The sequence below is a fragment of the Amnibacterium sp. genome (assembly GCF_025463795.1).
Lineage (GTDB): Bacteria > Actinomycetota > Actinomycetes > Actinomycetales > Microbacteriaceae > Amnibacterium.
On record NZ_JAODBE010000004.1, the window covers coordinates 55,494 to 77,808 of the forward strand.

Sequence of the window (22,315 nt, forward strand, 5' to 3'; positions counted from 1 at the left end):
CTCCATCCCCTACAGTCGGCGCGTGAACTCGCCGGCCTCCGCGATCACGGCCGTGGTGGCGATCGCGGGTGGTGCCCTCGTCGCGGTCGCGGGCCTGCTGCTCAGCGTGCGGTCGTCACGGCGCCGGGTGTCGGAGGGTGGACCCTCCACCCACTCCGACCTGACGGTCGCACTCACGGTGTTCGGGCTGGTCGCGGTGATCTTCGGGCTCGGCGACGTCGCCTTCCTGATCCTCAGCACCGGCTGACCCGCCGGCGAGCCCGGGGCTCAGCGCCCCGCTGCGCCCTCCGCCGTGCCCGGGCGCCACGGCTGGGCCGCGTGGCTGAGCCAGACGAGCTGCGGGTCGAGCGCCCGGATCCGCCGCTGCCCCTCGGTGCGCGGCTCGTCCAGCTCCGCGAAGAAGACCGCGCTGTCGCCCGCGATGACCGCCGGCCGTCCGCCGGTCTCGACGACCACCACCTGCGAGCCGCGGGTGTGGCCCGGCGTCGGGACCAGCCGGATCCCGGGCAGCAGCTCGAGCTCGCCGTCGACCGGCGCGTACTGCACGCCCGGCGCCTCCACCCACTCCCGGATCGTGTAGTGGTCCTCGGTGAGGGCGTCCTCGAGCTCCTGCCGCTGGACGTGGATCGGGCGGCCGGCGAAGAGGTGGTTGCCGCCGCAGTGGTCGTAGTGCAGATGCGTGTTCACGATCAGGTCGACGGCCGACAGGTCGATCGGGTGCTCCGTCAGCGGCATGAGCCGGGGATCCATGTCGGCCACGGCGGGGTGCAGCACCGTCATGCCCGTGTCGACCAGCACTCGCCCCTCCGGGTGGTCGATGAGATGGACGAAGACCGGCATCCGGCCGCCCTCCACGAGCAGCTCGGCCACGAGCACCGGCGTGATCGTCGCGTACCCGGTGTCGCTCATCGCGGTGCTCCCTGCTCCTCCCCCGCTCGGGAGCGGGGATGTGAACACTGTAGACATCGGGAGGAGCCATTCCCCAGGGGTTCCGGGGCGGAACACCTCAGGAGCCCGACGGGAGGCGTACCGTCCGACCGGGCGCAGCAGGGACGGGTGGGGACATGGGCGACGGTCCGACGCGCCGTTCGGTGCTGGCCGGGGGCGCCGGGATCGGCCTCGTGGGCCTGCTCGCCGCCTGCACCGACGTGACGCCGCAGACGACTCGGCGACCGACCTCGACCGCCTCCGCCGGCCCGAGCGCGACCACCACGCCGACGCCGGGCCCGACGACGTGGGGCGAGCTGGCTGCGGCGACGACCGGGGCGCTGCTGCGCCGCGGCTCCGCCGGGTGGGACGCCGCCCGCCTGCTGCGCAACCCGCGGTACGACGGCGCCGAGCCGCTGGGGGTCCTCCGCGTCGCCGGGGTGGCCGACGTCGTCGCCGGGCTCGCGTTCGCCCGCACCACCCGCACCCCGGTCGCGCTGCGTGCCGGCGGCCACTCGTACACGGGCTGGTCGGCGGGCGGTGCGGCGGGAACGGGAGTGCCCCCGTCACTCGTGCTGAGCACCGCCGACCTGAACGGCGTGCGCCTGACGTCCGACGGCACCTCGGTGACCATCGGGCCGGGCGCCCGGCTGCTCGACGTCTACGAGCGGCTCGCCGCGTCCGGGAGGGCGATCGGCGCCGGCTCCTGCGCGACGGTCGGGATCGGCGGCCTCACCCTGGGTGGCGGTCTCGGCGTCCTCGTGCGTTCGTTCGGGCTCACCTGCGACCAGCTCACGGGCGCGACCCTCGTCACCGCGGACGGCCGGGTGCACCGGGTGTCGGACCGCGCGGAGCCGGACCTGTTCTGGGCCTGCCGCGGCGGCGGAGGCGGCACCCTCGGCGTCGTCACGGACCTGACCTTCCGGACGGAGCCCGCTCCCGACGTGCTCATGTTCGAGGTGGGCTTCCCCTGGTCCTCGGCGGCGGCCGTGGTCGCCGCCTGGCAGCGCTGGGCGCCGGGCGCGGACCGGAAGCTGTGGTCCTCGCTGAAGCTCCTAGCGGGCTCACGCCATCCCACGGGCCCCAGCGTGACCGTCTCCGGGACCTGGACGGGCCCGAGGAGCGGCGCCGACGCATCGGTCGACGGCTTCATCCGGGACACGGGCGCCCGCCCGCTCCGCCACGTGGCCACGGAGGCGGGGTACGGGGAGGCGATGCGGCGGTACGCCGGCAGCGGGTCCCGCGTCTCCGAGTCCGCGACGTCGTCCATCGGGTCGCGACGGCTGGCCGCGCCGGAGATCGCGACGCTGCTGGACCAGGTCCGCCGCGCCGCCTCCGTCCCCGGGCTGGCCGAAGGGGGTGTCGCTCTCGACGCCCTCGGCGGGGCTGTGAGCGACCTCCGTGCGAGCGACACCGCGTTCCCCTGGCGCGCTGCGCTCTGGAGCGCGCAGTACACCGCGACCTTCGCCGACGGCGCCGACGCGGCGCCGTTCGACGCGTACGTCCGAGGGTTCCGGGCGGCGATGCGGCCGTCGTGGGGCGACGCGGCGTACGCGAACTACTGCGATGCCGGGATCACGGACCCGTCGGCCTACTTCGGCGCGAACACCGCACGGCTCCGCGGCATCGCTGCCCGGGTGGACCCCGGTGGGGTGTTCGCGCAGCCGCACTGGGTGTGATCGACGCGGGAGCTGAACCGCGGCTCGTGGACGCGACCGGATCCGCGCCCCGCTGCGAACCGGCGGATCAGCGCCCGATCCCCGCCGTGCCTCCGCGCCTGGGCACCCGGCTCACGCCTGTCGCAGGAACACGGGATCCTCGAGGTCGTCGACCAGCCCGTCGGCGCCGCGCGACCAGCGGATCGCAGCGCCGATCCGAGCACTCGCCGTCATGTAGCCGGGGTCCGCCAGCACCCGCCGTACCGCGTGTCGGATCCTGCGGGCTGACGGTCGACCGGTGCGCAGGTCGATCCCGATGCCGGACCACGCCACGCGGGCCGCGTTCTCCGGCTTGTCCTCCGTGTCCCCGGCGACGACGACGGGTACCCCGTACTCCATCGCGTAGTGCAGGCCGCCGTAGCCGCCGTTCGTCACGAAGACGTCGGTGCGAGGCAGGAGGCGGTCGTACGGGATGAACTCCGCTGCGAACGCGTTCGGCGGCATGGCGGGCAGCGCCGAGACGGGGGGCCCGCCGGTGGTCACCACGATCTGCACGTCCTCGTTGCCGAGTGCCGCGAAGGTCGGCGCGACGAGCTCGCCGAAATCACCGTTCGCGACGGTGCCCTGGCTGACGTGCACGATCGGACGGTTGTCCAGCTCGTCCCACCAGGTGGGCAGCGGCGTGGTCGAGGTCACGCCCCGCGACACCGGCCCGTAGAACCGGACGTTGGGCGGCAGGTCTCGTCTGGGGTACTCGAACGCGGGCACGGTGAACTGCGCGAACAGGTCGGCGGCGAGCACGAAGTCCATGAAGAAGCGTCCGTCGAGCGGGGCCGCCCCGATCGCTGCGAGCGTCCGGTCCGCCTCCCTGTGCATCGGCGCCAGCAGCACCCGCGTCGCGAGTCGCGTCAGCACACGGTTGCGAGCGCGGTTGAGGGGGCCGCGCATCGGCGCCAGCCCGAGTCCGAACGGGGCGACGTCGGGGCTCGAGATCCCCAGCGGGACGACGCCGCACACCACTGCCGTCGGCCGCGACTCCGCCGGCAGACCCGCGATGCCCGCCGCGCCGACGAACGCGAGCTCAGCCACGACCAGCTCGGCCGGTTCCGCTTCGAGGGCGGCCTCGAGCGCCGCCCATGCCGCAGGCGCGGGGGTGAGGAACGCGGCGGTGGCGCCCTCGTTCAACGCCTTGAGCCCCGCACGCCGCTCGGAGTGCGCCTCCTCGTCGTGCACGTCGCCAGCGGCCGGGAGCTCCACGAACTCGGCCCCGACCGCCTCGGCGCGGCTTCGCAACGGTGCGCCGGACAGCACCCGGACCCGCCATCCGTGCCGCACGAACGCGTCGGCGACAGCGACCATCGGCCGAGCATGACCCTCGGCGGAGTTGCAGCAGACGATGACGCGACGGTCCGTCACGACCGTCATCCTGTCCCGCGGTCGATCGGCTCACAAGAGCGCACGGCGTGGTCCGAGCGCGGATCACCCGTCCCGTGGCGGGGGTGTGCATGCACTCGATGCGGATGCCGCTGCCGTCCTCGACGAAGGAGGCGTCGTCGCGGTCCGAGAACCGCGGGTACTCCTTCGGCGGCTGCACCGGGGTCCAGCCGCGCCGAGCGCCACGGCGTGCAGGCGCTCGACGTCTGCGCGCGAGCTCATGGCGAAAGCCAGGTGCTGCCAGCCCACGCGCCCGTGCCGATGCGGTTGCGGAACCGCTTCGCGCGGTGCCATGAGGACGAGCTCGGTCTCGTCGCCCTTGTTCCAGGAGCACGAATGGTCGTCCCCGTACCCGCTGCGGTAGCCGAGGGTGTCGAGGACGGGATGGAACTGTGCCCGCCCGCGCTCGAGGTCGAGGACGGTGATGCAGAGGTGATCCAGGAGCGCCATGCGACCGGGCGCTACCGCCGCCCGACATCGCGGTGACGACGTGTCCGCGAATGGCGCGGCCGATGCGGAGGAATTCCCGGTCGACCGGACCTGCGGCTTCTCGACTCGGATTGGAGCGGAGAACCTGCCGAACTCTCCCGCACCGAGAGGACTTCAACGCAGCTCGGCGAGCGGATTCCCGCCTGGGTACCGCGCGGCTCCTTCGAGAAGCCTGGTGGTCGAATCGCGGCGACCATTGCTCTTGATTCCGTGCGACGCCTATCCTCATACAGCGGTTTCCCGCGGGCAATGCCGCTCGCGGGACGGCACGGTGGCTTTCGGGCGCCGGCATCCGAGAAGGGGTCGACCTTTCGATGGTACAGGACCGACGAGCTGTTCAACCGGGTCGGCCGGCGCGATCCGGGCCGTTGCGCCCGTGAGCGAGAAGGAAGCCGACGCGGCGGATCGACTGCGCCAGGTCGTCGCCCGGGTCGGGGCCGACGAGCTCATCGCGCGTCCGTCCTTCTGCCGGAACGTGCTCGGCGATGTGTTTCCCGATCGTCCGGCCGACGCTTTGCTGCTGACCGTTGCGGTCGAGAGCGGCACCGTTGCCGCCCTCCGATTACAGGCCGCCGAGGCAGGGATCGCACTTGCGCTCCCACGACAGGTCCGCGAACTCGTCGAACAGCGCTCGATCGAGGTCGCCCGCGCCGAATGGGCGCTCAGGACCTGGGCGAGGGCGTTGGGTATCCCGCCGGCGCACGCTTCCCGTGCAGAGCTGACGCCGGAGACGGTTTCGGCGTCCGCTCCGGTGGGCGATTCCCGGGCCGCCGACGAACCCACGGTCCGGCGCGACCCGCCGCAGGCTTCCCCGTTCGACGGCTCGACCGTGCTCCAGCCACCGGAGCCGACTGTGCGGGCGCCCGGACCGGGGTCGACAGGGCCCTCCCCGCTCCACGTCCGTCGCAACCTGATCGCACTGGCCGTCGTGATCGTTGTCGTCCTCGCGGTCAGCGGCGGAATCCTCTACGCCAGCACCCGTCCCAGTGCGGCGCCTGTTGTCCCTGCCCGTGCCGCGGCCGGCTCGGCCTCAGCCTTCCCCACGACCACGACCACGACCACGACCTCCCCCACGACCACGACCTCCCCCACGGCCGCCCCGTCCGTTGCCGTCGCCGGTTCCCCGGAGTCGAGCCCATCACCCGGTCCGAGTGTCGGATCATTGAGCGAGCGCTTATCCGTGCTGGTCGAGGACTGCACACCACTCGACCGAAAATATTATGGAAACGATTTCCCGGCATCCTCGAAGCCGCAGACCTGTAGTCCCCGGACCTTGTATGCGAAGGGCGTTCCTGCCGAAGTCGATGTCTATCCGGAGCCGGGGCGCGATGTCGCAGCAGATGTGCGCAAAGAATATCCCCTCCCCTGTGATTTCAGCGGCGGGGGCACGTCGTTCACCGATGCGGGGTCATCTCGAACAGGCGCACTCGCCTGCGCTCACGACCGCTACGGGGAGCCCTACGTCGTCTGGTCGTATGACACCGACCACGTCGTCCTGGAAGCCGTGGGATCTCCGGGTATCAAGCTTGCGGACATCTTCACCTGGTGGAAGCAGAATCACGCGCTCGGGTGAACGCTGCCGCTCCCGCAGAGCGGTATGACCGCCGATGGTGGCGCCGCCGAAGCGATTCGTCCGGAGACACGTCGACGCTTGGCGCAGTGAGCACGCTCCTTGCGAGGATTCGCGCAGGGGATCCGCAACGTCGGCTGACGGTGAGGCGGACTGAGCGGACCTGCTCAATCCGCCGGTCGGGCGGCCCGGCGGCGGGAAGGCGCCGTGCCGGTGTACGAGTCGCCACACTCCGTCCGTCCGGTGGTGCACGTGCGTCGCGCGGTGGTGAAGCGGTTGCAGATGCCTGGTCAGGGGCGGATGACGCGGAGCGGCGGGGCTCAGCCGGCGGGACGGTTCGCGGAGAGCATCGCGATTCCGCCTACGGTCTGGCTCCTGACCCTGCCGTCACCGGATTCGCGGCGCTCGGGCCCGTCCGGCCCGAGATCGACCAGCCCGTTCGTCTGGTCGAACACGTGCGGCTCGACGTCGGGCTCATCGGTTTCGTGCTTCATCGCTGCTCCTCGACCACTGGTGCCAGGCCCTGGTCCTGTGGTCGTGAAGATAGACCTGCCGGATCGCGGTAGCGAGGACGTCCGACTTCTCGTCCGGTACCGACTCGGTCACGCGTCTCCGTCCTGCTGCCGAGACGTGGCCACGAGGACGGCGATCACGACCGCGCGGCCGGCGCACCTGATCGCAGCCGGACCTGCCGGAACGACGTCCACCGGCTCCGCCTCCGGGCGCGATCCGGCGATGGGAATGTCTCCACCGATCGGCTGCTCGCCTCAGCGATGCGCGGGGAGATGGGCCGCGGCGACCCGGGCTACAGCGGCCCCGGCCAGGGCGACCACGGCGACGGCCCCGAACAGCACCGCGGGCGATGCGTGCTCGTACGCGAACCCGCCGAGGGAGGAACCGATCAGCGGCCCCAGACCCATCATGGTGGCCTGCAACAGGGCTTGCCCGGTGGCCTGCCTGCCCGCCGGAAGCTCCGAGCTCGCCGCGGTCACCAGCCCGACGTACATCAACGCGTAGCCCGTGCCGGTCAGAACGCTCACGCCGACGAGCAGGACCGGATTCGAGAACACGGCGAAGCAGGCCAGCGGCGCGGCGAAAGCCACTCCACCCAGCAGGAAGACCTTGCCCGCGCCCAGCCGGTGCCAGAGCACACCACTCATCCGCATGACGGGGATCTCCACCAGCGCGCCCAGGACGGCAGCCGCACCGACGGCCGTCACACCACCGCCCACGGAGACGAGCCGGAGTGGGCCGGCGGTGCTCGAAGCGCCCATCGCGACTCCGAACGCGAGAGCCCCTCCATGCAGCACGAGCAGCCGCGAACTCCTCGTCAGCCGCAGGTCCGAGAGCCGGAGCCGCGGGCCGGCCGGCGCGACGGGCCAGCGTCGGCCGCCTGTGCTGGCGAGCTGGACGGCCATCGCGGCGGGGTAGGCGATCAGGATCAGCGCGAGGTTCGTGTGCTTCAGGACCACCGCTGACACCGCGACAGCGCCCGCGAATCCGATGCTCGACCACAACCGGACGTTTCCGTAGTTGCGTGACGCCTCGGCGCGGAGGGTACCGATCGCCAAGGTGTTGCCGAACGCTTCCCCCGGTGCGCTGGCCGCGGCCAGCACGGCGGCGCAGACCACGATGCCCGGCGCGAATCGTCCCGACACCAGCAGCGCCAGGCCGGCCGCCGCCGCGAGCACGCAGGAGAGCCGGAGCGCGGTCACGGTCCCGAGCGCGTGATCGGCGACGAGGCCCCACAGCGGCAGAGCCAGAAGGCCCACGCCTGCCATGAGCGCCACGACCAGGCCCGCCTCGGTCGGCGACAGCCCCCGCCACGTGAAGTACACCACCGCGTAGGGCAGGAAGCTGCCTGTGCCGACGCCGAGGGCAGCGAACAGTGCGTTGAGCCGAAGACGATCCGACCTGGCGGTCACGCGCTCGCCCGCAGCGCTCAACAGGGGTCTCCTGACATCACGCTCGCACCCTCCGGTCCTCGCGCATCCGGTGCGCTGATCAGTTCCCGCGCCGACGCCCCGGTGCCCCCGGCAACGTCTGCGAGACGAGTCGGAGGGGGCGACTCAGACAGCGACGGACGCCCGGTTCGGCGAGAACACCGACACATCGAGGCCTCCCGGGTCGTCGCTCCCGGTCATCCCGTCGACGAGCCTTCGCCCGAGGAGGGGGCCCAGCGTCAAGCCCCAGGAGCCGAGACCCGTGAGCACGGACACCCGATCGTCGACGCGACCGACGAGCGGCAGGCCGTCGACGGAAGCGGGACGGAATCCCACCCGCGTCTCGAGGATCGTGTGCGCTCGCAGCCCGGGAGCGACCGAGAACGCCTGCTCGAGGACCTCGAGCTGGTCGCCCGCACGGACATCGGCCGACGGCGCCTCCGACGTCTCGTGCGTCGCCCCGACCACGATGCGCGGCCCACTGAACCCGAGCACGTAGGGTCCGCCGAAGGACTTCAGGACGGGTGCGGCCGGAGCCTCACGGCCCCCCGACAGGTGCACGATCTGCCCGCGGTCGGGCACGACCACCACGCGCACGCCGAGCGGCTCGACCAGTCGCGGTGTCCAGATACCTGCCGCCACGACCACCTCGCGCGCGGAGAACGCGTCGTCGCCGACCCGCACCGTCGGGTGCCGGCCGGGTTCGATCCGTGCCTCCCCGTGCAGCAGCACGGCACCGTGCGCCTGGGCGCGCTCGACGAGCAGGTCGGCGAGCCGGTTGCCGTCGACCCGAGCAGTCGTGGAGATGAACAGCCCTTGCAGATCGTCGCGGATCGAGGGCCAGTCGGTCCGCAGATCTCGCCCGCTGAGCCGGTGCATGTCGGGCTTGTCGGTGCCGATCGGCGGAGAGGCCGACGCGGACTGGAACCGGTCGAGCTCCACCTGCTCGTCCTCGGTGCTCGCAAGGACGACCTCGCCGACGACCCGATAGTCGCTGCGCTGCTCGGCACCCTCCCCGAGCTGGGCCATCAGCGAGGCGTACTCCGCCGTACTCGATCGGACGAGTGAGAGCCACTCGCGGCCGAACTCGTCGTCCCTGAGCCCGTGGTTCGAGATGATCCCAGCGCCGGCCGTCGTGGCACGGCCGGCCCGGCCGGCTTCGATGATCGCGGTCGCCAGCCCGCGTGCCGCTGCGTGGTACGCGACGGCGGCACCCGCGATCCCCGCGCCGATCACGACCACGTCGAACGCGCGCACGCTCACCGCCCCGCCTCGGCACCCTGAAGGGCTCTCGCGCTCTGCACGTCTCGACCGTACGGATGGAACGGGCTGCGTCCGGGGTATCGCTCAGTCCCGGTGCACGGTTCGTGCAGGGCGGACGCGGCGCAAGACGAGGAGCTCCCGCGGTGCAGGTCGCCGTGTTCTCAGCGCCGCTCTCCGGCAGGTGGCGCGATCCCTCGAACACCGCCCACTTGTTGAAGGACGGCTTCGTCGCGATGGGGTACGACCAGTTCACGTGCCACACGTTCCGGAAGCGCGTCGCGAGCCTGTTGAGCGACTCGGGTGTCAGTCCGAGAGTGATGGCGGATCAGCTCGGGCGTGCACGGCCGTCGCTCTCTCTCGACGTCTACCTCGGCCGCAATAAGAGGGTTCAGGACGCGACAAGTGCGCTCGAGCAGGTCGGCGCTGCTCGGTAGCTCCCCGGGTCACGGCGTTCGATGGCGAAGTGCCGCAACGCTCGGTCGCCCTTCCTGCGGTGCTTCGCTGCCGCGGGTCCCTGGCGAAGGTTCGCGTCTCAAACCGCTCGCCATCGGGACGGCGCCCTCCACGGAGCTGCCCTGCGCCCCTATCTTCTTCCGCTCGGCTACAACACCCTCGAAGGATTCGACCCCGTCACCTAGACACACCTCTTCGCATCACCTAGTCAGATGTCCCCACGTCTTCGCTTGTCCTCCCCCACCTGCCCTTCCTCCGCTCTTACCCTTCCTCCGCTCTACCCTTCCTCCGCTCTTACCCTTCCTCCGCTCTTACGCTTCCTCCGCTCTTACCCTTCCTCCGCTCTCCCCTTCCTTCCCCTGCCCGGTTCACCTCTTTTCCCGTTCCCCGTTCCCCTGTCCTGGCCTGCCACCTGTACTCCTGAACCACCCACTCACAGCAACGCTCTTTCTGCTGTGTGTGGGTGGTTCAGGAGCCGCGCCAGCGGAGGTGGCAGGCCAGGGCAGGGCAAGACGCCCAAGACCCCTCGCTAGACCCCTCGCACCCAACGAGGGGGCGCGCGACTGAGGTCGGGCGAGCGACGCGAGAGCCCCGCGCTTGAGCGAGCGTGTCCGACCGGTTCAGCTGCCGGCGCCTGCTGTCGAGCCGTTGCGTCGATTGATTGCCCCGCCTACATTCGGCCGAGGACCGAGATCGAGAACCGAGGCGCCTGCGCGCGGCCGCGTCGGCCCTTCAGCACCACCGGACGTGGGGACGACAGTGAAGGCGCTCCTCATTCCACTGGCATTCGTGCTCGTGCTGGCCATCGCAGCAGCGACGGCTGTCGTCGTCGGCGCTGCACCCACGGCTCTGCTCGCGGGCATCGTCGGCGTTCTGTGCGTCCTCGCGATGTTCGGCGGGACCCTCCGACAGGACGTCAGATTCGCCGCGGTATTCGGTCCAGCCATGGTGCTGGTCGTCGCAGGCCCGCGACTCCTGCTACCCATCTGGGCTCCTGGAGCGATCGCTGCCGTTGTCGTCACGGTCTTCCTTGCGGGGTTGCTGCCCCTGCTGGGTCGCCGATACGGGCCGGTGACGCTGGCTGTCGGGCTCGGAGCGGTGTTCGGCTACGCCTACCCGTTCCTCGGCCGCGCCTCAGCCCTGCAGATCACGGCCGCGCCGGTCGTCGGCGTCGTCATCGCGCTGATCATCCGGCTCTGCGCCGGTGCCGCGGACCCCGACGCTCCTCTTCGAACCGTCCTCGCCGACCTCTACATCGATAAGGCTTCTGTCGGCGCGGCCTTTCGCATGACTGCGGCGAATGCTCCTCGGAAATGGCTCAGTGACGTACTCGTCGCAGGAATCCGGTACCGCGCGGCGGAAGCAGCGATCCGCCTGCAACCCGCGCTTCAAACGGCGAATCAGGGTGAGAGCACACGGAAGGGCATCGACTTCATGGTGGCGAGGGCCGGGGCGGTGTCCGAACTCGTCCGAAGAAGGAGCCCGGGCCGCGGCTCACTCCATGCGACGCCGATCCGGCCGGATTCATGGTCTGCCTTCATGTCGAACGAGCTCGATGCCGCGACCGTCGCTGCGACCGCCCGCAGCACGTCACCCCAGGGGGTACTACCGTCGCTCCAGCACTCGCGTTCGTCGCGCGGAACGGGATCTCGGCTGAACTGGCGGTCCCCGCAGCTCCGCCACGCGGTGCGAAGCGCGCTCGCGATGCTCGCCGTGCTGCTGGTGGCGGCAGCTGTCCCCGGAGATCCCCTCGTCGTCACGCTCCTCGCCGTGACACTCGGGATCTCGCAACCGCTCTGGCGCGACACCGTGTCGAAGACCAGGCAGCGGCTCATCGGAGTGCTGGCCGGAGTCGTTCTCTTGGCAGTGATCGTGTGGCTCTTGCCGTCTGGTTGGCTGTTCGGAATCGGTATCGCATCGTTGATCATCGGTCTGATCTTCATCTCGTCGCGCCCGGTGGTCTATTACGCCGCATCCGTTCTACTGGGCATCGGCACGAAGAGCAGTCGTCCGGGATTCGATCCCGTCGAGATGCTGATCGAATATCCCGTACTGATACTCGTAGCGGCGACCATCGGCGTGACCTTCGGCCTCATCGCTGTGCCATGGCTCCGTCCGGACAGCACCGCGATGCAGTTCTGGAAGGCCGCAGACGCCACCCGCACGTTCATGCTGGCCGCGACGAGGTGGCCGCCCGCGCCCGCAGCTCGACCCTCGACGCTTCCGACCGACTACACGAGAGCCGTGACTCTCACGAACGCGCTCGAGCAGTCCGCTCCCGGAGACGCGAATGCGCAGCGGGCGGCAGACGGCCTCTCCGGCCTCGTAGCGATCAGCAGTCTGACCGTGATCGGCGCGCGCGACGAACAGCTGACGCGTTCCCTTGCGGACGCGGTCGAAGAGCTGACTGACGTCGAAACCTTGGTTGCTGACTCAACTCGGACATCGCATGAGAGGGACTTCAAGAGCGAGGCGGTCTTCACGTGCTTGGCTCTCGTCCACGACGCAGCGCGGGCGTACTTGAATCAGCGTCCTGGACGCGAGACTCACCCGATCAGGTGAACGAAGACCACACCTTCCATGCGGCCGAGGAAATCCGACTCGTCTGTTGTTGCCGTGATGCGATCCTGGCGAACTCCGGTCGGCCAACGACCGATCCGGGTCAGCCCCAGTGGGCCGATCGAACCCTGCCGTCATCCCCGATCAGCAATGAGATCCGACCGGTGTCCCATTCGGGCGGAGCCAGCGCTGATGCCCGGTCCTGGTCGATGTGCGCCACCATCCCGGATTCTCGAATGAGCGCCACGGCAGCTGTGCTCGACGCCCCCACCACCTCGTTGCGGTGGACGTAGAGCCAGCGGTCCGCGTCGATGGGGTCCGCACCGGACGACGCATCGGTCCGCGACGAGTTCTCCGCGTACCAGTCCTCGACGTGCCGGACCTGCTTGTTCCGCTTCGTCTCGAGGCCGCCGATGGGGAAGCTGAGGTGGCGACCGACGACGTCCTCAGCCACCGACTCGAGCGAACGACCTTGAGTCGTCGCATGAGCTCTCAACGCGGCTGCGGCGTCAATGATCGTGCCGTCCAGTTGAACGGCGACCATCCCCGTGGCTTGGTTCACGCGGTTCGAGGCATCTGCGACCGCATCGACCGACACCTCGTCTGTCGCCAATATCTCGAAATCCGAGAACGCCGCGATACGGGCGTCCCGATCAGCAGCGTCGGAGAGGGAGAACGAGCTCGTGTCAGTGCGGAGGACCATGCGGAACCTGCTCAGAACGGTTTTCGGAACGATGCGCTCTCGCCCTGGGAGAAGCGACCATCAAGGTCCGAATCGGTGTCACCAATCTAGCGCAAGCACCTTCGTTCACGAGGCCCGGAGGAAATCTGCCCCGCTATCGCCGGGCCACTGCGTTCGACAAGACCGGGCGGCACGGTCGGCCCGTGACGGCGCAGGTGACGGTCGTCCACCCTTCCCACGTTCGGCAGGATCGCATCCGCTGTCACTGCGTGGTCATCGATCGGCGCAGCGCTCCACGGTGGCGTCGATCTGGCCGGCAAGCGAGCGCATCTCCAAGCGCTCGGCGCCGAGCACGATGCCGACTATCGGTGCCAGCGCCGTGACCGGCCCCTGCAGCGGATGGCGGAGCTGCGCGCCGAGGGTCCCGACTGCTCGACGTCCGCGCCGGGCGTGCGCGACCAGGAGCCGCAGCCAGGCCGCTGCCGCGACCAGCCAGAGCGCCTCGGAGATGGCGGCGGGAAGGGCGAGTGCCCTGGTCGCGATGGTCCACGCGTCGGCTAGCCCGACCAGCCCGAGGGCGATGGCGATTGCGATTGCGATTGCGATTGCGAGCGTCTTGAGCGGGATCCGGGTTTCCGTCCTGGCGTCGGTCATGAGCGCGGCTCGGATAGGCCCGCAGGGGGTGAGGGTGAAAGAGGACGGTCGGCATGGCGGGCGCTGCTAAGCGGACGGCGAGGACGGGAGGGGCTGCGGAACGGCGGGTTCCGGGAGGTCGTGCGGGGTGGTGGGAGTGGGGCGGAGTCGGCTGAGGAGGCGGTCGCCCTGGCTGATGGCGATGACGCCGAGGACGATGACCGCGCCGCCGATCAGCTCGCCCGGCAGGGGGACCTCGCCGAGCCAGAGGAACGAGATGAGGACCGCGACCGCGGGAACGAGGTAGAGCAGCGAGGTCGAGGTGACAACGGGGAGGCGTGCGACGGCGTAGCCCCAGAGGACGAAGCCGACGGCCGAAGGCAGGATCCCGAGGTAGACCGCGCCGATCCAGGCGCCGGCACAAGCGGTGAGAATCCGGTGCCAGCCGACGGGTACGAGCGGCAGCGTGAGCACGGTCCCGACGACCATGACGTACGTGGCGACCTCGAGCGCGGTGTACCGCCGCAGCAGCAGCCGGGACAGTGGGTGGTAGATGCCCTGAACGACCATCGCCGCGACGACGATCCACACGGCCGCGCTCACGCTCAGCGCCGCTCGGGCGATGCAGACCACGAGGACTCCCCCGATGGCCACGGCGCTGCCGGCCAGGCGGATCGCGCTCAGGCGCTCCCGGAACGCAAGGGCGGCGATACCCGCCGAGACCAGCGGGGCGGCGGCGACGATGATGCTCGTTGTCCCGGCAGGCACGTACAGCTCGCCGGTGTTGAGCAGCAGCTGGTAGGTCGTCATGCCGAAGAACGCGGCTCCCGCGATGAGGAGCAGATCGCGGGGGGCGGGCATGCGCACGGGGCGGAACAGCGCCAGGAGGAGCAACGCCACGGCAGCGACGGCGAGCCGGACGATCGAGAGCCCCACGGCGCCGAGCTCCGGGGACGCGGCACGGATCGCGGGGAAGGCACTGGCCCACAGGACCACCACACCGATCCCGGCCAGCAAGACTCGCGTCGATCCCATACTCGAAGCCTGGACCGTAGCTTTGTTCACGTCTATTTACAATTTGTTGCGGCTCGCGTAAGCCTGGCTTCGTGTTAGACGTCCGCAAGCTCAACATGCTCGCCGAGCTCGATCGGCTGGGCACGATCACCGCCGTGGCGCGCTCGCTCAACCTGACTCCGCCGGGGATCTCGATGCAGCTCGCAGCGCTCGAGCGGGAGCTCGGCGTGAAGCTGCTGGAGAAGCAGGGCCGTCGGGTCGTCGTCACGCCAGCGGGACACCTGCTCGCGAAGCACGGCAGCAGGATCGTGGACGCCCTCTCCGTCGCGGAGATGGAGGCGGCAGCGCTCCGCGACGGCGCCGCGGGCACCTACCGCGTCGGGGCGTTCCCGACGGCCGCCCGAACCATCCTGCCGAGCGCATGGAAGGCGCTGAACGACGCGGGCGATCGCACCGTCGAGCTCCGGCTGGTCGAGCTGGAGCCCTCCGCCGCCATCCCCGCCCTCACCGCCGGCGAGATCGAGCTCGCGATCGCCCACTCCTACTCGAACATGCCGCCCGTCACCGGACCGGGGCTGTCGATCCGAAACATCGGGACGGAGGTCGTTCGGCTCGCGATCGACGCGCGCAGCTGGCGTGGCCCGACCGAGACGCCCGTCGACCTCGCCGAGTTCGCGGCGCACGACTGGATCGTGCCCTCCCGCGAATGGACCTGCCACGACATGGTCCGTCGCGCCACGGACCTGGCCGGGTTCGAAGCGCGCTCGGTCGCGGAGGCCACGGACTTCCAGGTCCAGCTCGCACTCGTCCAAGCCGGCGTTGGCGTCGCACTGATCCCGGAGCTCGGCGCCAGGAACGTGCCCGACGGGGTCGTCCTGCTGGACCTGGCCGCGCCCGTGCACCGGAACCTGCTCATGGCGACGCGGCGCAGCTCGGCGACCGACGCCGGGCTCGTGCACATCCAGGACCTCATCGCCGACGCCGCCCGTGCCCAGCTGCCGGCCGAGGACCACGGCCGCCGCTGACGGGTCGTCAGATCGCGGGCACTGTTCCGCCGTCGAGGGCGATGTCGGCTCCCACGATCGAGGCGGCGAAGTCGTGCGCGCGCGGCGACCTCTGGTCTCGTGGCCGAGTAATGCAGGCTCACTTGCCTCGGGATCGGCCCCGCACACCGCGCGAGGTCGGAGTGTTGAGCCGGCTTCTGGCTTGCCTCGGCCCAGCGCGTCGTTTGCGCTCTTCCTCGTCGGTGAGGGGCTCTTCCCAGCGGGGCGCCTCGGTTGCTCCCGTCGACTTCCGTTTTCCCCGAGGCGGCGCTCAGGCGTGCACCCCAGCCAGGTCACCGGTCGAACGACGAGGTGCGGCACCGCTCGGGATGGGGACCACGAGGACCGGGCTCTCGGCGTGCTCCGCGACGGGCAGGGCGACGGAGCCGAGCAGCAGGCCCGCGAACTCGCTTCGACCGCTCCTGCCGACGACGACTAGCTCAGCGTTCCTGCTCTCGTCCACGAGCACCCTCGCAGCCGGCCCCTCTCGGAGCACATCGTGCAGGCGAGCCGGCCGCCCTTCCGGGAACGCCTCGGCGAGCGCGGTGTCCAGGCTCCGTCGCGCGGAGGTCTCGAGTTCGACGCGGTAATCGCCGTAGTCGTCGGGGTTGACCAGGGTGTCCTCCCACGCGGCGACGGCGAGCAGCTCGGCGTCCATCTCCGCCGCGGCGTCGGCTGCGGCGCGCAGCACGACTGCTGATGCCGGGCTGCCACCGACGCCGACGACGACTCTCCCGCCGGCGCGCGCCACCTCCGCGACGGGCGCCTGACCGTCGTGCAGCACGAGCACCGGGCAGGCAGCGTGCATCGTGCACGCCATGCTCACGGAGCCGACGAGCAGCCCCCCGAAGCCGCCGTGTCCACGGCTGCCGACCACTAGCAGGTCCGCGTCCCGGCTGTGCTCGACGAGCACCGCGGCTGCGCGGCCGCTCTGCACGACAGCCTCGATCGGGACGATGCAACGCCCGTGGAACGCGTCCTCGATGGCCTCGCGCAGCACCGTCATCGCCGCCTCGCGCTCGTCGGGCAGTACAACTGGCGGCCGGGCCACGATCATCGGGGAGCCCCACGCTGCGACCGCGACCAGGGTGCCCCCTCGAGCCGCGGCAGCCCACTCCCCCGCCCGCAGCGCGGCGATCGAGTCAGGAGACCCGTCAACCCCCACGACGACGCGGGGTCCGCGACCTCCGGGAGCGGCGGAGCGGGAGACGGTGTCGGTCATGCGGCGAGGATCGTCCGGCTCACGCTGGCCGGACAGGGCAGAAGGTCACCCAAAGGTGCGCCCGGTCTGTGTGCTCAGGACGCCCCTGTGCGGACCGACCGGATGACGTGTTGGGCGACGGTGAGCTGGCGAGGCCTGCGGGGATGAGCATCTGCCGAGCCCAGTGCTACCCGGCGCCGGTGGCCGCGGGTCAGGGAATCGGATCGAGGACTGCCCCCGGGTGACCGGCGAGCCCTTCCACAGCCCGGTCCTCGTCGACGTGCACGATGGCGGTCGGCGACACGATGTTCATGAGTGCGTCGTGGCAGACGGCGCCCAGCACGGGCGAGTCCAGGCGGCCCTCACGGGAGCTGCCGAGGACGAGGAGCTGCGCCATCGCCGACGCCCGCACCAGTGCACGAGCGCTCGAGCCCTCGATCGCCCGCACCCGCACCGTGAGATGCGGATGGATGGCGCGGGCCGTCGCCGCAAAGCCGGCCAGCATGCGCTGGGCGACGTCTCGACTGGCTTCATCCGCGTCCTCGGCGTCGGCGTCGCTTACTCCTTCGGCGGCTTTCCAGACGCGGACGATCACCAGGTCCTGACCGGTTGCGAACGCCTCACCCACGGCGACGGCGAACGCTGCATATCCCGCACCGGAGTCGTCGGCGCCGACGACGACGCTGCGAGGCCCGGGGCTCGTGCCGCCTGGTACCACGACAACCGGGCAACGGCCGGCGGTCGCCAGCTGCAGGCTCGTGGAGCCGTAGACGGTGCCATGGATGAACCCCGTCTTGTGCGTCCCGACGACGATGAGGTCCACGCCGGTCGAGGCTCTCGTCAGCTCCCACATGACGCTGCCGCGGAGCAACGTGGCGCCGACTGCGACGCCGGTTGCGAGCGACCGGGCGAACCACACCTCCCGGGTGAGGAGGTCATGTCCCAGGAGGGTGCGTCGCGCGTCGTCGTCCGGGTCGTTCTGGCCGGCCTGATGATCGAGAACATGCACCAGCTGCACCGCGGCGCCGGTGAGCGATGCACGTTGCACGGCCCATCGGATCGCGGTCCGGCTGGCCGACGAGTCGCAGATCCCGACGGCGATGGCGTTGTGCATATCTGCCCCCAAGCTGATTGCTGCGATCGGACCGCCCCTCGGAATCGAGGACCACACGTACAGGTTCGCAGCGGGACCGATCGCCGGTCAGGCCCATAGGGCCCGGGGCGCCATCCCACGCCTCGCGGGCTGTTCTCCTACGGATCGGAACCTGCTCTTACTGCAGCCGGGCCAGGAATACACTCCGGTGCGCGCGCCGAGACCGGCGCTTCGCGTAGACGGCGACCGGTTGGAGGGTGTCGTGAGCAGCTCACCCCCGCCGGCGGAGACTGCCCAGGACGAGTTCGACGAAGCCCTGCAGACGATCACGGGGGGCGGAAGCGGCTCGCGAGTCGACGGCGATCGCCTCCTCCCCCTCCTGCGCGCCGCGCTCGGCTCCGGGAGAGGGGCCGACCTCCCGTCGGTTCTGCATCGCCTCCTCGAGACTGCCGTCGACCTGCTCGGCGCAGACTACGGCGCGCTCCACATCTCGGGTGACTTCGTGGCGGGCTCCACGTCGGTCAGCACCGATCTGCCCCCCGATGATCTGGACGCGGTCGAGGGCGCCCTTCGATCGGCCCGGCTCCATGATCGGCTGGTGGACGAGAGTGTCCCGATCAGGATCGACGATCTCCTTACAGAGCCCGCTCCTCGGGCCGGCGCTGCGTCGAGGCTGCACGTGCTGGGCGTGCCAGTCAGGGTCGGCGGAACCACCGTTGGCAGTCTCTGTCTCGCCAGGTCTGCCCCCGCGCCGTTCTCCGCGAGCGACGGGCAACTGCTCCGAGCGCTCGGCACGGCGGCGGCCGCCGCGCTGGACCACGCACGCCTCCGAGCCGAGGCTGACCGCCACCAGGAGTGGGCGGAGGCGGCGGTGGGGACCGCGGCGGCGCTGCTCTCCGGTGAGGCGGAGAAGCCGTACTCCATCTTGGCGGCGCGCGTGCGGGTCCTCGCCGCCGCCGACCTCGTCTGGATCGTGCGGTCGCACGGCGGATCGCGCCCCCTCGAGGTCGTCGCCGCGGTCGGGCTCGACCATCGCCTGACCGAAGGGATGGAGCTGCCGCGGGACTGGCAGCTCACCCAACTCGTTCTTGGTGCCGGACAACCCCAGCTGATCGCGTCCGGCGACCTCGGCGGCGGGCGGGAGAGAGGTCAGGTCGCCGTGGGGCCGCTCATGATCGTGCCGCTGCTGGAGGAGAACCGCGCCGTCGGCGCCGTGATCGTCGGCCGCGACAGCGGTGGGGCGCCGTTCTCGCCATTCGACCTGAGCCGACTCGCCGAGTTCACGGAGCACGCCACCGTTGCACTCCAGCTCGTCGACGCGCGGGCCGACCAGCAGCGGGCACTCCTGCTGAAGGAACGCGCGCGTATCGCCAGAGATCTGCACGACACCGTCATCCAGCAGCTGTTCGCCGCCGGCCTCGAGCTGCGCAGCATCGCGGCACCGCTTCCGCCCGGCCCCGTCGTCGACCGGCTCAATCACTCCATCGCTCTGATCGACGCCGGCATGGCCCAGATCAGATCCGGTGTCCTCGCGCTCTCCCCCGACGCCGCGTCGGACTCGGTCAGGAGCCGGATCCTGGAGATCGTGCGCGAGCTCAGTGGCCAGTTCATCCGGCCACCGCAGCTCACATTCGACGGCCCACTGGACCTCGTCGCCCGAGGTGGGCTGGCCGAGGACGTCGTGGCCGTGGTGCGCGAATCGCTGACGAACGTCGTGCGGCATGCCGCGGCAACGGAAGCAGCAGTGGCGATCACCGTCCGCGACGGCTGGCTCGGCATCGTGGTGCAGGACAATGGGGTGGGATTGCAGCACGCCTACCAACGCAGCGGGTTGTCGAACCTGGCCGAGCGCGCCGCTGCGCATGGCGGCAGCTTCGCCATCGACTCGTCGACCGGCCGAACCCTCGCCACGTGGTCGGTGCCCTACGACGCGGCAGGTAGGGAGTGAACGTGGCGCCCGCGACCCGGGTATTCCTGGTGGACGACCATGAGATGGTCCGCCGCGGGATAGCGAACTTCCTGGAAGCAGCCGAGGGCCTCGAAGTCGTCGGTGAGGCCGGCACCATCGCGGAGGCCCAGTCCCTGATCGACGCGGCGACGCCCGACGTGGTCCTGCTCGATGTCCGACTGCCCGACGGGACCGGAATCGACCTCTGCCGGGAATTGCGGGCGAATGCGCCTGGGCTGCCGTGCATCATCTTGACGGCGTTCAACGACGACGAGGCCATTCTGGCGGCGGTCCTCGCTGGCGCCGCCGGGTACATCCGCAAGGACGTGGCCGGCAGCTCGCTCATCGACGGGATTCGAGCCGTGGCAGCAGGAGGCTCCCTGCTCGACGCCGGTTTCGCGCGGCGGGCCGCCGACCGCCTCAGAGACTCCCGGAACGGCGACCCGCGGCTCGCCGGCCTCAGCGTTCGAGAACGGCAGGTCCTCACCCTCATCGCCGACGGGCTGACGAATCGGCAGATCGCGGCCGAGCTTTCGATCGCGGAGAACACGGTGAAGAACTACGTCTCCAACGTGCTCGCCAAACTCGATCTCGCGAGTCGCACCCAGGCAGCGATCCTGCAGCGCCAGCCCATGGAGCACTGACCGCGGTCGGATGAGGGCGCGGCTGCGGCGGGACCTCTGCACCTGGTCTCGAGCCGAGTCACTCGCTTGGCTCGTGCCCGAGGTCGGGCGACGGTCGCTCGGCGTCATTGCTCGGAGCGCCTGACCTGAAGCGGCGCCCCACGGCGCGAGCGGTGCCGGCGCTCGCGGTTCCCGACCACGGGAGCCGGCACCCCCTTCGCACCGCCGCTCGATCATCGGCTCCGTGGGCGCCCTCACCGCATCGTCTCGGAAGGTTCCTTCATGACCGCAGCAACTGATTCGGCGGCACCGGCGACCGGCGGGGCAGCAGAGGGTCTCCGGATCACCACGCCTCTCAGGCCCCGTGTCGTCCGGGCTCGTACGCCGTACGCCCTCTCGATCGCGTTGGGTCTCGCCTCCATGGCAGCCGCCGGCCTCACGGTGGCGGACCCCTCGCTGCTCACCGGTGTCGCCGTGTCCAACGGGAACATGCTCGGCACCGCCGTCGTCGTGCTCGTCGTCGGCGTTCCCGTTCTTGCAGCTGCGATCATCGGCGCCGCACGCGGTTCGGCTCGCGCGGCGGTGATCTGGCTGGGGACGCTCGGCTACCTGCTCTACCAGGCCGTGCTGTTCTGCTTCGCCACGCCGCTGAACAACCTGTTCCTGCTCTACGTGGCCTACCTCGGCCTCGGCGTCTGGACCATCGTGGCCATGGTCCGCGGCGTAGACCTGGCGGCCTTCCATCAGCGGCTGTCCGCCGAGGTGCCGATCCGAAGGATCGCCGGCTACGCCCTCGTCGTGGCGGGCCTGAATGCGCTCGCTTGGCTTACACGGATCCTGCCTGCGACGTTCAGCGACCACCCCAGGGCGATGCTGACGGATTCAGGGCTGCTGACCAATCCCGTCTACATTCAGGACCTCGCGATCTGGCTCCCGGTGCTCGCCACCGCCGCCGTGGCGGCGTGGCGGCACCGCACGTGGGGCGAGCTGACCACCGGGGCGATGCTCGCCCTGTTCGTGCTGGAGTCCATCAGTATCGCGGTGGACCAATGGTTCGGCTCTCACGCCGATCCGACTTCGTCCGTGTCGTCGCTGGTCATGGTGCCGATCTTCGCGGTCGTCGCCGTGGCCACCGCCGTCCCGGTCGTCCTCTTCCTCCGCAACATCGACCGCGCGGCGTGACCGCGGGATCGGTGGCGAGAACCACCTCGCACCCGGAGCAGCCCGTCGCACACCGCTGCGTGCAGCGGAGGGTGTCGCACCGCCGGCGGGACGTCTGGGCCTACCCGGGCGCGCGAACAGGGCCTTGTCTCGGGCGCATGAAGAGGCCTGCTTCGCCCGATCGCCCGCCGACGAGAACGAACGGGGTGCCCGGAGCCGGCCCGGGCGCTGAGACGCTCAAGATCCATCAGTCCGCGGGGGTCGCTTCACCGCGCGCCTGGCAGCCCGGTGAGCCGCCCCAGGTCAGCGCATCCCGGTGGAGCGAGTTGAAACGCCGCTGCCGAGCGCGACTGGCCCGGAAAGCCGAGCGGTCGGACATGGTCGAGCACGGTCGGAGCGCCTTCGACGGCTCCCGCCCTGGCGACACCGATCGTGTGCGACCGGCGACGTGGGGGTCGAGAGGCGGGGCGGGTAGACCCGCGGACGGGACGTCTGTACCTGGTGGGACCCCCGTGTGACGGCTTGGCTTGCGAGGTGGTCAGGCGATCTCGGCACCGTGCCGTAGCCCGTCGGCCGTTGGAATACGAGGGCGCACCATGGCGCACGACTTGATCGATCGGC

The 22,315-nt window shown here is 70.6% G+C and carries 20 protein-coding genes; 10 read left to right on the forward strand and 10 right to left on the reverse strand.

Going from position 1 to position 22,315, the window contains the following annotated elements; translation table 11 throughout:
- Nucleotides 1-22: 22 nt before the first annotated feature.
- Nucleotides 23-247 carry a hypothetical protein gene (locus tag JWQ92_RS00405; protein WP_297342481.1) on the forward strand — a complete coding sequence of 75 codons (225 nt, stop codon included), beginning with the start codon at nucleotides 23-25 and terminating at the stop codon, nucleotides 245-247.
- Nucleotides 248-267: 20 nt separating this feature from the next.
- Here JWQ92_RS00405 and JWQ92_RS00410 read toward each other — a convergent pair whose 3' ends face one another.
- Nucleotides 268-909 (reverse strand): N-acyl homoserine lactonase family protein, encoded by a 642-nt coding sequence (locus JWQ92_RS00410; RefSeq protein ID WP_297342482.1) that lies wholly within the window; start codon nucleotides 907-909, stop codon nucleotides 268-270.
- 155 nt (nucleotides 910-1,064) lie between these two features.
- Between JWQ92_RS00410 and JWQ92_RS00415 the strand changes: the two genes are divergently transcribed.
- Nucleotides 1,065-2,606, forward strand: coding sequence for an FAD-binding protein (locus tag JWQ92_RS00415; RefSeq protein ID WP_297342483.1), 1,542 nt, complete (start codon nucleotides 1,065-1,067; stop codon nucleotides 2,604-2,606).
- A gap of 111 nt (nucleotides 2,607-2,717) precedes the next feature.
- On the opposite strand, the gene JWQ92_RS00420 is transcribed toward JWQ92_RS00415, so the two are convergent.
- Nucleotides 2,718-4,001, reverse strand: a complete 1,284-nt coding sequence (locus JWQ92_RS00420; protein WP_297342484.1) for a nucleotide disphospho-sugar-binding domain-containing protein — start codon at nucleotides 3,999-4,001, stop codon at nucleotides 2,718-2,720.
- Between the two features lie 207 nt (nucleotides 4,002-4,208).
- Here JWQ92_RS00420 and JWQ92_RS00425 point away from each other — a divergent pair, with 207 nt between their 5' ends.
- Together JWQ92_RS00425 and JWQ92_RS00430 are read left to right on the forward strand one after the other, a co-directional pair.
- Nucleotides 4,209-4,505, forward strand: coding sequence for a hypothetical protein (locus tag JWQ92_RS00425; RefSeq protein WP_297342485.1), 297 nt, complete (start codon nucleotides 4,209-4,211; stop codon nucleotides 4,503-4,505).
- A 379-nt stretch (nucleotides 4,506-4,884) separates the two neighbouring features.
- Nucleotides 4,885-6,081 carry a hypothetical protein gene (locus tag JWQ92_RS00430; RefSeq protein WP_297342486.1) on the forward strand — a complete coding sequence of 399 codons (1,197 nt, stop codon included), beginning with the start codon at nucleotides 4,885-4,887 and terminating at the stop codon, nucleotides 6,079-6,081.
- Between the two features lie 317 nt (nucleotides 6,082-6,398).
- On the opposite strand, the gene JWQ92_RS00435 is transcribed toward JWQ92_RS00430, so the two are convergent.
- The 3 genes from JWQ92_RS00435 to JWQ92_RS00445 all read right to left on the reverse strand — a co-directional run bounded on the left by JWQ92_RS00435 (nucleotide 6,399) and on the right by JWQ92_RS00445 (nucleotide 9,284).
- Entirely contained in the window at nucleotides 6,399-6,572 is a 174-nt protein-coding gene (locus tag JWQ92_RS00435; protein WP_297342487.1) for a hypothetical protein, read from the reverse strand.
- A gap of 273 nt (nucleotides 6,573-6,845) precedes the next feature.
- A complete protein-coding gene (locus JWQ92_RS00440) occupies nucleotides 6,846-8,024 on the reverse strand; it encodes an MFS transporter (RefSeq protein WP_297342488.1) in 1,179 nt (392 codons plus the stop codon).
- 123 nt (nucleotides 8,025-8,147) lie between these two features.
- Entirely contained in the window at nucleotides 8,148-9,284 is a 1,137-nt protein-coding gene (locus tag JWQ92_RS00445; protein ID WP_297342489.1) for an FAD-binding oxidoreductase, read from the reverse strand.
- A gap of 143 nt (nucleotides 9,285-9,427) precedes the next feature.
- On the opposite strand from JWQ92_RS00445, the gene JWQ92_RS00450 reads away from it, so the two are divergent.
- Nucleotides 9,428-9,718, forward strand: coding sequence for a hypothetical protein (locus JWQ92_RS00450; RefSeq protein WP_297342490.1), 291 nt, complete (start codon nucleotides 9,428-9,430; stop codon nucleotides 9,716-9,718).
- A gap of 778 nt (nucleotides 9,719-10,496) precedes the next feature.
- Nucleotides 10,497-12,299: an FUSC family protein gene (locus JWQ92_RS00455; RefSeq protein WP_297342491.1), complete on the forward strand. Its 1,803-nt coding sequence runs from the start codon at nucleotides 10,497-10,499 to the stop codon at nucleotides 12,297-12,299.
- Nucleotides 12,300-12,399: 100 nt separating this feature from the next.
- On the opposite strand, the gene JWQ92_RS00460 is transcribed toward JWQ92_RS00455, so the two are convergent.
- The 3 genes from JWQ92_RS00460 to JWQ92_RS00470 all read right to left on the reverse strand — a co-directional run bounded on the left by JWQ92_RS00460 (nucleotide 12,400) and on the right by JWQ92_RS00470 (nucleotide 14,646).
- Nucleotides 12,400-12,999 carry a hypothetical protein gene (locus JWQ92_RS00460; protein WP_297342492.1) on the reverse strand — a complete coding sequence of 200 codons (600 nt, stop codon included), beginning with the start codon at nucleotides 12,997-12,999 and terminating at the stop codon, nucleotides 12,400-12,402.
- A gap of 252 nt (nucleotides 13,000-13,251) precedes the next feature.
- Nucleotides 13,252-13,632, reverse strand: a complete 381-nt coding sequence (locus JWQ92_RS00465) for a hypothetical protein (RefSeq protein ID WP_297342493.1) — start codon at nucleotides 13,630-13,632, stop codon at nucleotides 13,252-13,254.
- A gap of 66 nt (nucleotides 13,633-13,698) precedes the next feature.
- Entirely contained in the window at nucleotides 13,699-14,646 is a 948-nt protein-coding gene (locus tag JWQ92_RS00470; RefSeq protein WP_297342494.1) for a DMT family transporter, read from the reverse strand.
- A gap of 71 nt (nucleotides 14,647-14,717) precedes the next feature.
- Here JWQ92_RS00470 and JWQ92_RS00475 point away from each other — a divergent pair, with 71 nt between their 5' ends.
- Nucleotides 14,718-15,650 carry a LysR family transcriptional regulator gene (locus JWQ92_RS00475; protein WP_297342495.1) on the forward strand — a complete coding sequence of 311 codons (933 nt, stop codon included), beginning with the start codon at nucleotides 14,718-14,720 and terminating at the stop codon, nucleotides 15,648-15,650.
- Between the two features lie 289 nt (nucleotides 15,651-15,939).
- Here the strand turns inward: JWQ92_RS00475 and JWQ92_RS00480 are convergent, their stop codons facing one another.
- Both JWQ92_RS00480 and JWQ92_RS00485 read right to left on the reverse strand, forming a co-directional pair.
- Nucleotides 15,940-16,890 (reverse strand): universal stress protein, encoded by a 951-nt coding sequence (locus JWQ92_RS00480; RefSeq protein ID WP_297342496.1) that lies wholly within the window; start codon nucleotides 16,888-16,890, stop codon nucleotides 15,940-15,942.
- 190 nt (nucleotides 16,891-17,080) lie between these two features.
- Entirely contained in the window at nucleotides 17,081-17,983 is a 903-nt protein-coding gene (locus JWQ92_RS00485; protein ID WP_297342497.1) for a universal stress protein, read from the reverse strand.
- Here JWQ92_RS00485 and JWQ92_RS00490 point away from each other — a divergent pair.
- From JWQ92_RS00490 to JWQ92_RS00500, 3 genes are all read left to right on the forward strand, one after another.
- Entirely contained in the window at nucleotides 17,898-19,910 is a 2,013-nt protein-coding gene (locus JWQ92_RS00490) for a GAF domain-containing protein (RefSeq protein ID WP_297342498.1), read from the forward strand. The two genes, JWQ92_RS00485 and JWQ92_RS00490, sit on opposite strands and share 86 nt — an antisense overlap.
- Nucleotides 19,911-19,912: 2 nt before the next feature.
- The gene (locus JWQ92_RS00495) at nucleotides 19,913-20,554 is read left to right on the forward strand and encodes a response regulator transcription factor (protein ID WP_297342499.1); all 642 of its coding nucleotides are present in this window, start codon (nucleotides 19,913-19,915) and stop codon (nucleotides 20,552-20,554) included.
- A 399-nt stretch (nucleotides 20,555-20,953) separates the two neighbouring features.
- Nucleotides 20,954-21,715 carry a hypothetical protein gene (locus JWQ92_RS00500; protein ID WP_297342500.1) on the forward strand — a complete coding sequence of 254 codons (762 nt, stop codon included), beginning with the start codon at nucleotides 20,954-20,956 and terminating at the stop codon, nucleotides 21,713-21,715.
- Nucleotides 21,716-22,315: the final 600 nt, after the last annotated feature.